11 protein-coding genes are annotated in these 12,812 nt (G+C 61.1%); 6 read left to right on the top strand and 5 right to left on the bottom strand.

The genetic code is table 11. The annotated features are described in order from the left end of the window. Window positions 1-90: 90 nt before the first annotated feature. Window positions 91-636 carry a TetR/AcrR family transcriptional regulator gene (locus tag P3S72_RS10595; protein ID WP_276197280.1) on the top strand — a complete coding sequence of 182 codons (546 nt, stop codon included), beginning with the start codon at window positions 91-93 and terminating at the stop codon, window positions 634-636. Between the two features lie 132 nt (window positions 637-768). Here the strand turns inward: P3S72_RS10595 and P3S72_RS10590 are convergent, their stop codons facing one another. From P3S72_RS10590 to P3S72_RS10575, 4 genes are all read right to left on the bottom strand, one after another. Continuing rightward, complete coding sequence (locus tag P3S72_RS10590) at window positions 769-1,548, bottom strand: ABC transporter permease (RefSeq protein WP_276197279.1); 780 nt, start codon at window positions 1,546-1,548, stop codon at window positions 769-771. After that, window positions 1,545-2,477, bottom strand: a complete 933-nt coding sequence (locus P3S72_RS10585) for an ABC transporter ATP-binding protein (protein ID WP_247402100.1) — start codon at window positions 2,475-2,477, stop codon at window positions 1,545-1,547. Before P3S72_RS10585 ends, P3S72_RS10590 begins: the two co-directional genes overlap by 4 nt. A gap of 134 nt (window positions 2,478-2,611) precedes the next feature. Continuing rightward, window positions 2,612-3,229 (bottom strand): glutathione S-transferase, encoded by a 618-nt coding sequence (locus tag P3S72_RS10580; RefSeq protein ID WP_276197278.1) that lies wholly within the window; start codon window positions 3,227-3,229, stop codon window positions 2,612-2,614. 56 nt (window positions 3,230-3,285) lie between these two features. Next, window positions 3,286-3,945: a transglutaminase family protein gene (locus P3S72_RS10575; protein WP_128192615.1), complete on the bottom strand. Its 660-nt coding sequence runs from the start codon at window positions 3,943-3,945 to the stop codon at window positions 3,286-3,288. Window positions 3,946-4,147: 202 nt separating this feature from the next. Here P3S72_RS10575 and P3S72_RS10570 point away from each other — a divergent pair, with 202 nt between their 5' ends. Together P3S72_RS10570 and P3S72_RS10565 are read left to right on the top strand one after the other, a co-directional pair. Next, window positions 4,148-6,595, top strand: coding sequence for an acyl-CoA dehydrogenase (locus tag P3S72_RS10570; protein WP_276197277.1), 2,448 nt, complete (start codon window positions 4,148-4,150; stop codon window positions 6,593-6,595). A gap of 74 nt (window positions 6,596-6,669) precedes the next feature. Further along, window positions 6,670-7,077, top strand: coding sequence for a PA2817 family protein (locus P3S72_RS10565; RefSeq protein WP_276197276.1), 408 nt, complete (start codon window positions 6,670-6,672; stop codon window positions 7,075-7,077). Between the two features lie 112 nt (window positions 7,078-7,189). On the opposite strand, the gene P3S72_RS10560 is transcribed toward P3S72_RS10565, so the two are convergent. Beyond that, complete coding sequence (locus P3S72_RS10560; RefSeq protein ID WP_276197275.1) at window positions 7,190-8,122, bottom strand: LysR family transcriptional regulator; 933 nt, start codon at window positions 8,120-8,122, stop codon at window positions 7,190-7,192. Between the two features lie 89 nt (window positions 8,123-8,211). Between P3S72_RS10560 and P3S72_RS10555 the strand changes: the two genes are divergently transcribed. From P3S72_RS10555 to P3S72_RS10545, 3 genes are all read left to right on the top strand, one after another. After that, window positions 8,212-8,838: an alanyl-tRNA editing protein gene (locus tag P3S72_RS10555; RefSeq protein WP_276197274.1), complete on the top strand. Its 627-nt coding sequence runs from the start codon at window positions 8,212-8,214 to the stop codon at window positions 8,836-8,838. A gap of 214 nt (window positions 8,839-9,052) precedes the next feature. Continuing rightward, window positions 9,053-10,792, top strand: a complete 1,740-nt coding sequence (locus P3S72_RS10550) for a dipeptidase (RefSeq protein ID WP_276197273.1) — start codon at window positions 9,053-9,055, stop codon at window positions 10,790-10,792. 248 nt (window positions 10,793-11,040) lie between these two features. Beyond that, on the top strand, window positions 11,041-12,780 hold the full coding sequence (locus tag P3S72_RS10545; RefSeq protein ID WP_276197272.1) for a dipeptidase: 1,740 nt from the start codon (window positions 11,041-11,043) through the stop codon (window positions 12,778-12,780). Window positions 12,781-12,812 lie beyond the last annotated feature (32 nt).

Genomic DNA, 12,812 nt, shown 5'->3' with positions numbered 1-12,812 from the left:
GGCACGCTCCGCTAAAGCTAATATTTTGCTTTTGTGCAGTGTGCTACTGGCCGCCGCTTAAAGCAAATTCTTTGTGTTAAGGTCGCACGCATGGCGATAAAAGAAGGCCTCCGCCCGGGGGGTCGTAGTGCCCGGGTACAAGAATCCGTCCATTCGGCGGTACGCGAACTGCTGGAAGCTCATGAGCGTTCCAGCGTGACTGTGCCGATGATTGCGGCGCGTGCGGGTGTCACACCTTCGACCATCTACCGCCGCTGGGGCGACCTCTCCGTGCTGCTCGCCGATGTGGCCCTGGCGCGCATGCGCCCGGACAGCGAGCCGGCCCACACCGGCAGCCTGCGCGGCGACCTGCAGGCGTGGGCCGAGCAATACCTGGATGAGATGAGCTCGGAGCCGGGGCGCAACATGATGCGCGACGTGCAATGCAGCCAGACACCGGGGTATTGCGTGAGCATCCTGAGCGGGCAGCTTCAAGCGATTGTCGAGCGCTACCCGAACACCACGCCGTCACCGCCGAGTGTGGACCGCCTGGTCAACCTGCTGGCGGCGCCGACGGTGTTTCGCCTTCTGTTCTCCACCGCACCGCTGGCGGTGGATGAGCTGCACGTGCTGATCGAGTTGGCGCTGCAGGGATAAAGGCGGTACTCAGGACCCAATGTGGGAGCGGGCTTGCTCGCGATTGCGCTAGGTCAGTCACTGTATCGCTGACTGATCCATGGCTATCGCGAGCAAGCCCGCTCCCACATTTTTTCCGCGTGCAATCCGGCGTTACGTGCGCATCCCGCGCCCGCTCACCAGCAACCGCGTACAACCGATGTACAACACCGCCGTGGCCACGACCATGAAGGTGATCGCCACGCTGATCCGGATATCCGACACCCCAAGGATGCCGTAGCGGAAGGCATTGACCATGTGCAGCACCGGGTTGGCCAGCGATACGGTCTGCCAGAACGGCGGCAGCAAGGTGATGGAGTAGAACACCCCGCCCAGGTAGGTCAGCGGCGTCAGCACGAAGGTCGGGATGATCGAGATGTCATCGAAGTTGCGCGCAAACACCGCGTTGATGAAGCCCAGCAACGAGAAGATCGTCGCCGTCAGCACCACCACCACCAGCGTAATACCAAGGTGATGCACTTGCAGGTGGGTGAAGAACAGCGACAACAAGGTCACGATCACGCCGACCATCAAGCCACGCAGCACGCCGCCCAGGGTGTAGCCGATCAGAATGGTGTGCGGCGAGACCGGCGAGACCATCAGTTCTTCAATGGAGCGCTGGAACTTGCTACCGAAGAAACTCGAGACCACGTTGCCGTAGGAGTTGGTGATCACCGACATCATGATCAGGCCCGGCACGATGTACTCCATGTAGGTGAAACCGCCCATGTCACCGATCTGCCGACCGATCAGGTTACCGAAGATCACGAAGTACAGGACCATGGTGATCGCCGGCGGCAGCAGGGTCTGCGGCCAGATCCGGGTAAAGCGTTTCACTTCGCGGTAGACGATGGTTTGCAGCGCGATGAGGTTGGGTTGCAGTTCAGAACTCATACCGCCACCTTCGCCAGGTTTTTTTCCACCAGGGACACGAACAACTCCTCAAGGCGATTGGTTTTGTTACGCAGGCTCAGCACTTCGATGTCCTGTGTGGCCAACTGGCCGAACAGCGCGGTGATCCCCATGGCTTTATCCACCTGGACTTCCAGGGTGCGGCTGTCCACCAGGCGGCACGGATAGCCGAGCAACTGCGGCGGCGCCGACCGTTCGTTCTTCAGGTCGAGCAGGAAGGTTTCCACATGCAACTGGCCCAGCAGGTTGCGCATGCTGGTGTTCTGGACAATGGTGCCGTGGTCGATGATGCCGATGTTGCGGCACAGCTGCTCAGCCTCTTCCAGGTAGTGGGTGGTGAGGATGATGGTGATGCCTTTCTCATTCAGCTCGGTGAGAAAAGTCCACATCGAGCGACGCAGTTCGATATCCACCCCGGCGGTCGGCTCATCGAGGATCAGCAGGCGCGGTTCGTGAACCAGCGCGCGGGCGATCATCAAGCGTCGCTTCATGCCGCCGGAGAGCGAACGCGAAGGCACGTCGCGCTTGTCCCACAGGCCCAGTTGGGTCAGGTACTGCTCGGCGCGTTCCTTGGCGATTTTCGCCGGGATGCCGTAGTAGCCGGCTTGCGTCACGATGATGTCGAAGGTCTTTTCGAACTGGTTGAAGTTGAATTCCTGGGGCACCACACCGATGCAACGCTTGAGCGCCGCCGGGGATTTGTCCAGGTCATGCCCGAAGATATTCACCGTGCCGCTGGTCTTGTTGACCAGGGTCGAGAGAATGCCGATGGTCGTGGATTTGCCGGCGCCGTTGGGGCCGAGCAAGGCGAAGAAATCACCTTCGGCAACGTCCAGATCGATACCACTCAGGGCCTGGAAACCGTTGCCGTAGGTTTTGGTTAGCTGCCGGATGGACAGAGCGGAACTCATATCGGAATACGCACCAAAGAAGGGAATAGAAACAATAGATGAGGCTACACCGCACGTCGTTCAACGGCGGCGCAAGACAAGCATGGTGCTTGCCCGCGCCGCACAAGTACAGTCACCTGTATTAATAGTCAGTATCAGGTCAACGCGGTCATCACCGTTTTGCGGTAGGCCGGCCGCTGTTGCAGGCGCTGGTACCAGGCCTCTAGATGGGGCATGGCAGGCCGTTCGATGGGCATTTCAAACCAGGCGTAAATAAAGCTGCCCAAGGGGATATCGCCCATGCCGATGTCGTCGCCCGACAGGTAGGGCTGTGCGGCGAGCGCCTTCTCCACCGTGCCGAGCGCATCGATGCAGGCCTGGCGCCCGGCGTTGATGGTGTCCCAATTACGCTTTTCCGCCGGGGTGCGCACCATGCCCCAGAACACCGCCTTGAACGGCTCGGCGAGGGTCGAGGTGGTCCAATCCATCCATTTTTCGGCGCTGGCCCGCGCCTTTACATCGCTCGGGTACCAGTTCGACGCCTGCTTGGCGCAGAGGTAACGCACGATGGTGTTGGATTCCCACAGCACGAAGTCGCCGTCTTCGATCATCGGCACCCGACCATTGGGGTTCAATGCACGGTATTGCGGCGTGTCGACCACACCAAAAGCGCCGCCCGCATCGATGGCCTCATAGTCCAGGCCGAGTTCCTCGGCGCACCACAGGACTTTCCTGACGTTCGATGAATTTTTACGCCCCCAGATCTTCAGCATGACCGCGCCTTATTGTTGATGAACATGGCTTGATGAACGCAGCAGCATACGCCGGTTCATGGGCGGCTTAAATCGCCCTGCATATCGCCCAGCACGCTCGGCATCTGCTCGCCAAACAGGTGCGGGTAACATTTCTCCAGGTGGGCAAAGAAGAAATCTTCGGGCACGTCCGCAAATTGCCCATGGTCCACCACGTACTCCATCGAGCGCTTGCCCTGGCGATTGAACGCGTGGAACACACTGTCGTTGATCCCATCGAACGCCAGCGGCGGCACATCGAACAGTTCGCACAATTGCTGGTTGAACGCCGGCGTGGCTTTGACCCAGCGACCGTTCAGGTACAGCTCGGTATAACCGTGCATGGCGAACACATCGCTTTTGAGCAATGCGATCAGGCGCGGCGTCGACAGGTGATTGCGCACATCCGCCAAACCGATGCGCGCCGCAATGCCGCAGTGCCGCGCACACGCAGCGAGCAAGGTGGCCTTGGGCACGCAGTAGCTCTGGCCGGCAGCCAGGGCGAAGCTGGCGTTCAGGGTGTTGGGGTCGCGGCTGAAGGTGTAGGGGTTGTAGCGCACCGCCTCACGCACGGCGTAATAAAGACTGACTGCCTGGTCACCTGAATCCGCGCTGGAACCGCGATGTTTTTCGGCGAACTCCACCACCGCTGGGTGGTCACTATCGATGAAGCGGCTGGGATTCAGGTAGGTTTCCATGCGTTTGATCTCCGGGGGAAGCCTTAAGTCTAACGACAGGTCTGCCACAGAGATAACGACGATTCGGCCAAATGCCGGCGCCTGGTGATCGGTGATCCCAAGGTGCTCCCAGTGCAACGCGTCACACCCTGATCACCGCGCTTTCTCGGATGCCGACTAAGCTCTTTGGTGGTTTCGCCCCTGGTTTCATGGAGGATTGAATATGTTGTTGTTGTGGATATTGGTTCTGGTGGTCGGCATTGCCTATTTGGCACACCGGCGCACCGCGCCCCTGCCCGCCCTGGGCGTGGTCGCCGTTTACCTGCTGGCGATGGGCGCCTGGAGCCACGCACCGGGTTGGCTGCTGCTGATCTTCTGGGTGTTGATTGCGATCGTGGCCGCGCCCCTGCTGCTGCCCGACCTGCGCCGCCAATACTTCACCAAACCGCTGTTCAGTTGGTTTCAGAAGGTCTTGCCGCCAATGTCCGAGACCGAGCGCGATGCCATCGACGCCGGCACCGTCTGGTGGGACGGCGAGCTGTTCAGCGGCCGCCCCGATTGGGACACGTTGCTGGCCTATCCCAAGGTACGTTTGACCGAAGAAGAACAGGCGTTTATCGACGGTCCTACCGAAGAACTGTGCGCGATGGTCAGCGACTGGGAAATCGGCCAGGCCATGGACCTGCCGCCCGCCGCCTGGGAACACATCAAGACCCACGGTTTCTTCGCGCTGATCATTCCCAAGGAGTATGGCGGCAAGGGCTTCTCCGCCTATGCCCACTCCCAAGTGGCGATGAAACTCGCGACGCGCAGCGGTGACCTGGCGTCCACCGTGATGGTCCCCAACTCCCTCGGCCCCGCCGAGCTGCTGCTGCATTACGGCACCGATGAACAACGCAACCACTACCTGCCGCGCCTGGCCCGTGGCGACGATATTCCGTGCTTCGCCCTGACTGGCCCACTGGCCGGCTCCGACGCCGGCGCCATGCCCGACACCGGAGTGATCTGCAAAGGTGAATGGCAAGGCAAGGAAACCCTCGGCCTGCGCCTAAACTGGGAAAAACGCTACATCACCCTGGGCCCGGTCGCGACCTTGCTCGGCCTGGCGTTCAAGGCACATGACCCGGACCACTTGCTGGGCGAAAAAGAAGACCTGGGCATCAGCCTCGCGCTGATCCCCACCGACACCCCCGGCGTCCACATCGGCCGTCGCCACCTGCCGCTCGGCGCCGCGTTCATGAACGGGCCCAACTCCGGCAAAGACGTGTTCATCCCCCTGGACTACCTGATCGGTGGCCAGGACATGCTCGGCAAGGGCTGGATGATGTTGATGAACTGCCTATCGGTCGGCCGCTCGATTTCCCTGCCGGCGGTCGGCACCGGCGCGGCCAAGTTCACCAGCCTGGTGACCGGCCAATACGCCCAGGTGCGTGAGCAGTTCAACGTCCCGCTGGCGGCCTTCGAAGGTATCCAGGAAGCCCTCGCCCGCATCGGCGGCAACGCCTGGCTGATGGACAGCGCGCGCATGCTCACGGCCAACGCCGTCGACCTCGGCGAAAAGCCGTCGGTGCTGTCGGCGATCCTCAAATACCACCTGACCGAGCGCGGCCGCGAGTGCATCAGCCACGCCATGGATGTCCACGGCGGCAAGGGCATCATCATGGGCCCGAACAACTACCTGGGCCGTAGCTGGCAAGGCGCGCCGATTTTCATCACCGTGGAGGGCGCGAATATCCTCTCGCGCAACCTGATGATCTTTGGCCAGGGTGCGATCCGTTGCCACCCCTTCGTGCTCAAGGAAATGGCCCTGGCCAGTCGCGAAGACCACGACCAGGCGCTCAAGGAATTCGACAGCCTGCTGATGCAGCACATCGGTTTTGCCGTGAGCAACGCCGCCAGCACCCTGGTGCTCAACCTGGGTGTCGGCCGCTTCGAAAAAGCCCCGGGCAACCGCTTGAGCCAGGCTTACTTCCGCGCGTTGAACCGCCAGGCTGCCGCGTTCGCCCTGCTCGCCGACCTGAGCATGATGCTGCTCGGCGGCGAGTTGAAACGCCGCGAACGCCTGTCGGCACGCCTGGGCGATGTGCTGAGCCATATGTACCTGGCATCGGCGGCGCTCAAGCGTTATCACGACCTGGATTCGCCGGATCACCTGGAACCGTTGTTCGCCTGGGCCATGGAAGAAAGCCTGGGAGAATCGGAACGCGCGCTGGATGAACTGCTCAGCAACTTCCCGAACAAGCTGCTCGGCTGCTTGCTGCGGGTCATCGTGTTCCCGTTCGGGCGTCGCCATACCGGGCCGTCCGATGCACTGGATGCCGAAGTGGCCGCCGTTATGGGCCGCGCCAAAGGCGACCCGACCCTGGAAGAAATGCTCGCCGGCTGCTACCGCCCGCAAGCGCTGGAAGACCCGGTGGGCGCCCTGCAACATGCCTACGACTTGCTCGGCGCCAGCCATCCGCTGCAGAAAAAACTGCACGTTGCCCTCAAAAGCGGCCAGGTCAAACCGGCTGCCGGCGAACATGCGATCGACGCCGCCCTGCACGCAGGCGTGCTGCAACCGGCCGAAGCGCAAAGCCTGCGTGAGGCCGAAGCGGCAAGGCGCAAGGTGATCGACGTGGATGATTTCAGCAAAGAAGCGCTGACCCAGGCCGAGGGTAAAGTCCGCTGATCCCCTAGGCCATATAATTACGGGCGCTTGGGCTATATACTCTCGCGCCCGTTTTTGCTTTGAGGACTTATCTCGTGTCCAACGTCGTTGCCGATCATCTCGTCTTGCTCGACCACCTGCGCAGCATCCTGGTTGCCGTCGGCGAAGCCGAACAGGTGCCCGAGGAAAGCCACCTGCTGTTCCTGGAACGTTTCGATGAACTGCGCGCCCTGCTGCCGATCGATCCGATCGAGAGCCAGTACCTGGGCCAGGACATGATGAGCCAGGTCATCCTGCGCTACCCGCAAATCGCCCACCTGGTGCCGCGCGACCTGCTGTGGTTCTTCGGCGGCGACTGCCTGCACTTCATGCCCGACGACGAACTGGACCTGTACCAGGCCCTGGAAGAGCGGCGCTTTGAAGCCGAACAGAACGACGAACCGTTCGACTGGAACCAGGAAAAGCAGCTGCTGGCCATGCCTCAGGACCAGAGCAAGCACTGATCATTCAGACGCTGCAGAACCCAATGTGGGAGGGGGCTTGCTCCCGATGGCGGTGTGTCAGCCAATACATGCATGACTGATCCACCGCTATCGGGGGCAAGCCCCTCCCGCACTACCGTCGGCGCAACGTCGGCTCCGTGGCCATGCACGCCACCAGATAATCAATGAACACCCGCACCTTCGGCGGCAGGTAACGCGTCGGCGAATGCAGCAACCAGGCCTCGCCATGGTAGGACGCAATAAAATCCCACTCGGGCAACACCTGCACCAAGCGCCCCTCATCCAACGCATGCCGCGCCGTGAAATACGGCAAGCTGCCAATCCCCACATGCTGCAACACCGCATCCAGGCGCACGCCGGTGTGGTTCGCTGCATAACGCCCACGCACGGCCACGGTGACTGCCTTGCCCGCCCGGCGAAACTTCCAGCGCGAGTCCCCCGGGGTTTCGCCCAGGTAGATGCAGCTGTGCGCGAGCAAGTCATGGGGGTGACTCGGTGTGCCATGCTCGGCCAGGTACTGCGGCGTCGCACACACCACGTGTTCGATGGGCAGTAATTGCCGCCCCACCAGGCCCGGCGGCGGGCTGTCGGTAATCCGGATGCTCAGGTCGACATTGTCATCGATCAGGTCCACCTGCCGATCCTCAAGGATCAGTTGCACATCGACCTTGGGATAGCGCCGCAGAAACGCCGGCATATGCGGATGCACCACGAACCGCCCCACCGCCTTGGGCACGCTGACCCGCACCAGGCCCTCGGCCTCGTGGGTGAACTGACCGCTGACTTCCATCACCGAACGCGCCGCGTTAACCATCTCCTGGCAGCGCTTGAACACCTCTTCGCCGCCCTCGCTCAAACGCAGTTTGCGCGTGGTGCGTTGCAGCAGGCGCGTGGCCAACGCCTGTTCGAGACGCGAGATGCTGCGGCTCACCGCCGACGGCGAAACGCTCAGTTGTCGCGCCGCGGCGGAAAAACTGCCAGCTTCCACCACTCTGACGAAAATCGCCATTTCACCCAGCAGCGGCAAAGGAAGATTGATGCTCATCACGCACAGGTCCATTGATAATTGAACGGATTATCACCCATCGGCGCACTATTTATACTGCCCGCAGAACCTTGATGCGGATGTAGACGATGACCGAGCGCCTGTTTTTCACCCACGACCACCTGACCGCCGAGCTTGAAGTGCTGAGCTGCACCGCCCACGAAGAGCAGTTTGCGGTCACGCTGCAGTCGACGATTTTCCACCCCCAGGGCGGCGGCCAGCCATTCGACACCGGCTGGCTGGGCGACAGCCGGGTGCTGCGGGTCACCCAAGAGGCGGAGCGCGTGGTGCATTACCTCGACCAACCCGTAGAACCGGGCCCGGTCAACGCACGAGTCGATGCACAGCGCCGCGCCTTGCACACCCGCCTGCATTCCGCCGGGCATCTGATCGGCAACGCTGGCGAGGCCTTGGGCTGGATGCCGATCAAGGCCCACCACTGGCCTGGCGAAGGCAAGATCACCTTTATCCGCAGCGAAACCGCACACGCGATGGACGCCGACGCGATTCAACAGCAGATCAACCAATGGATCGCCGCCGACTACCCGCGCCAGATGCGCCTGGAAGACGGCACCCGCGAAGTCGGCTTCGGTGAATTGCCCGCGTATGCCTGTGGCGGCACGCATGTGCAGGCGTTAGGCGAATTGGGCCAGGTGACGATCCTGGCCCTGTCGGAGAAAAAGGGCACGCTGTCGGTGCGTTATAGCCTGGATTAAACCGCGCTCGCCCCGGCTAACCCTGACCTGAACACCATTGAAAACCCACCAAAAACCCATGTGGACGGTTCTCACCAACTGGGCAGCTTGACTAAGAAATTTCCTACACCAACGTCTGCCACTCTCAAGCAAGGTGATGGTAGTGTGTGGAAATATTTCTGACTTAATGATCAGAAACTTCCTACTCACTACCAGCAAAGGAATGCGTCCCGCCATGTACTTTCCACTCAAGCAATTGGCTGCCGCCAGCGTGTTCGCCGCGAGCCTCTCGACCTTCGTCAGCCCCGCTTTCGCCAACATCACCCCACAGCAGAGCACGGCGATTCTCAAGGGCTTCAGCGAAACCTCGGTCACTGACTTCAACAGTTTCCTCGGCACCCTGGCCCAGGGCGAGCTGGGTAAAACCAGCGATGTGGACCCGGCGATCAGCGCCTTTCTCGAGCACAAACCCCTGAGCGCCGAGCAACAGAACGAAATCAATCGCCTGCTGGGCATCTATGCGCGGGTGAAATACGCCAAGGCCGCCACGGAGACCCTGCGCGAGCTGGTGGAAATTCCGACGTTCAACGTCGACGGCCTGCCGCAGTACAAAAACCCGCAATTCCTCAAGATCGCCGACAAGCTCCAGGGCCTGGCGAAAGACTTCAACCTGAACTTCCGTAACATCGACAACCGCGTGTACGAAATCTCCCTGGAAGGCAGCGGCGATGAAGTGGTGGGCATCCACGCGCATGCGGATGTGGTGCCGGTGACGCCGGAAAACTGGGTATTGAAAGACGGCACCCGGCTCGATCCGTTCAAGGTCACGCTGATCGGCGACCGCATGTATGGCCGTGGGACTGAAGACGACAAAAATGGCATCGTGGTGGCGATGTACGCCATGAAGGTGATCAAGGAAGAGAAGCTGCCGCTGGCGCGCACCTTCAAGCTGCTGGTGGACACCACTGAGGAAACTTCCGGCGACGCGATCCCCTATTACTTCGAACGCAACCCGACGCCGCCGTACAACCTGGCGCTGGATGGCGGCTACCCGGTGGTCATTGCCGAAAAAGGCTACGGCACGGTCATGGCCACTTTCCCGCGCCGCAAAGGTGAAGGCAAAGGCGCGGAAATCATCGCCATGACCGGCGGCAAAGCGACCAACCAGATTCCCTCGGCGTCGGTCGCCACGTTGCTCAGCGACACACCCGCCGAGTTGGCGGCCAGCCTGCAAGAGGCCGGTGCGCAATACGCCCAGCGCAATGGCGCTGACTTCCAGGTGAGCGCCAAGGTGGTCGGCAAAGAGGTGCAGTTGACGGTCACCGGGGTCTCCGCGCACTCGTCCGAACCGGAATCCGGCGTGAACCCGGTCGCGCGCATGCTGGATCTGATCCACAGCGTCGACGGCAAGATCGCCCTCAAGCACAACCACATCACCGACGCGGCGCGTTATGCCGCCGACAACTGGGGCCTGGATTACCTGGGCGGCAAATTGGGCGTGGGGTTCGCCGATGACTTCATGGGGCCGCTGACCACCTCGCTGACGTTCGTCGACCTGGACGACAAAACCTTCAAGCTGGCGGTGAACCTGCGCGTACCCAAGGGTAAATCGCCGGAGAAACTCAAAGCGCAAATTGCCGACAAGCTCAGCGCCTGGGACAAGAAAACCAAGGTCAACGTGAACTTCGCCTACTCGGTCGCCGAACCGATGTACCGCAACCCGGAAGGTGAGTGGGTCAAGGCCTTGTTGGCGGTGTCTACGGAAAACCTGGGCATGAAACACGCGTTCGGCAGTTCGGCCGGCGCCACCTCCGTGCATGAACTGCCCAACGGCGTGCAATTCGGCCTGGCACGCCCGGAAGTGAAGTACACCGGGCACACCGACAATGAGTTCAAGACGGTCGAGCAGTTCCTCCTGGACCTGCAGATCGTCACCGAAATGATGGGCCGTGTCGGTCAGCTACCGAAGCTCTAAGTGCAGCAGGAGCCCGCCGCAATGGCGGGCCCCTCACACTGATCGCCTGGCCCGACACCCACAAAAACGCCGCTCACAGCCGAGCGGCTTTTTTACATTGGAAGGCATGCGTAGGAAACATCGGATTCTGCACAGCCTCCGCGTTTATTGGCGATAGAGCCTACTTCTGAACACCTCTCCCCCTACCTCGCAGTGTTAGCTTCGACGGGCAATCACCAACCGCCTACGAAGATAGGAGTGTGACAATAATGAACCCATCACTTACCTGCCTGCTCACCGCCGCTCTGGTAGTCACCAGCCTTGCAACATTCACCCAACCCGCGCATGCCACTATTTCCCCGCCACAGAGCTCGGCCATCCTCGCGAGTTTCAGTGATTCATCGGTCACGGACTTCCGTGAATTCCTGAGACAGCTACGCGTGAGCCGCCAGCCCATGAGCAGAGAACTCGGCCCGGCAATCAGCGGTTTTCTGGACAACGATGAGCTTTCCATCGAGCAGAAAAACCAGATTTATCGCCTGCTTGGCCTCTATACCCGCTTGAAGTACGGCGACGCGGCCATCGAAACCCTGCGCGAACTGGTGGCTATCCCGACCTTCCGGGTCGAAGGCATTGCCCAGCACGACAATCCCGAATTCATCAAGCTCGGCAACACACTCAAGGGCCTGGCCGAGGCATTCAACCTGGCCTTTCGCAACATCGACAACCGCGTGTATGAGATCACCCTCAACGGCGCTGGCGATGAAGTGGTGGGCATTCACGCGCATGCCGACGTGGTGCCTGCCAACCCGCAGAACTGGGTGCTGGAAGACGGCACCCGACTCGACCCGTTCACAGTCACCCAAGTCGGCAACCGCTTGTATGGCCGCGGCACCGAGGATGACAAGAACGGCATCGTGGTGGCGCTCTACGCAATGAAGGTCATCCAGGAGGAGCGACTACCGTTGGCCAGAAACTTCAAGCTGCTGGTCGATACCACCGAGGAAATCGCTGGCGATGCGATCGCCTACTACCGCGAACGCAACCCAACGCCCCACTACAACGTGGCACTGGATGGCGGTTATCCGGTGGTGATTGCCGAGAAAGGCTATGGCACCGTCACGGCAACCTTTGCCCGGCGCGATGCACAGGGCAAGGGCGCCGAAATCATCTCGATGACCGGAGGCCTTGCAGCGAATCAGATTCCGCTGACGTCGGTCGCCATGCTGGTGGCTGAGCACCCCGCTGAATTGGCCGCCAGCCTGCAAAAGGCCGGTAGCGACTATGCCAGGCGCAAGGGTGGCAACTTCAACGTGACCGCCGAGGTCGTCGGCAGGAACGTCAAACTCACCGTTACCGGCGTGTCCGCACACTCTTCCGAACCCGAATCGGCTGTAAACCCCGTCGCCAGGCTGCTGGGCTTCATCCATAGCCTGGACGGAAAAATCGCGCTCAAGTACAACCACATTACCGACGCGGCACGTTACGCCGCCGACAACTGGGGCCTGGATTACCTGGGAGGGCCACTGGGCATCGGCTTTTCCGATGCGTTCATGGGGCCGCTGACCACGTCACTGACCTTTATCGGGATGGACGAAAATACCTTCACGCTGACGGTCAATCTGCGTCTACCGAAGGGCAAGTCTGCAGACGCACTCAAAGCCGAAATGGCAGACAAGCTGGCTGCCTGGAGTGAGCAAAGCGGGGTTGCGGTGGCCTTCGACTACTTGGTCACCGAACCGATGCACCGTGACCCTAAGGGTGAATGGCTTAAGGCTATGTTGGACGTGGCCAGTGAAAACCTCGGCATGGAACGCAAGTTCGGCGCCTCTGCTGGCGCAACCTCGGTGCATGACCTGCCCAATGGCGTGCAGTTCGGCCTGGCCAGGCTCGAGGGCAAGTACACCGGCCACACCCACCATGAGTTCAAGACGGTCGAGCAGTTTCTCCTGGACCTGCAGATCGTCACCGAAATGATGGCGCGGGTCGGTCAGCTAGCGAAGCTCTGAGTGCAGCAGGAGCCCGCCGCAATGGCGGGCTT

It is taken from the genome of Pseudomonas sp. D3, assembly GCF_029320995.1.
Lineage (GTDB): Bacteria > Pseudomonadota > Gammaproteobacteria > Pseudomonadales > Pseudomonadaceae > Aquipseudomonas > Aquipseudomonas paraveronii.
This window is presented reverse-complemented; position numbering and strand designations above follow the sequence as displayed.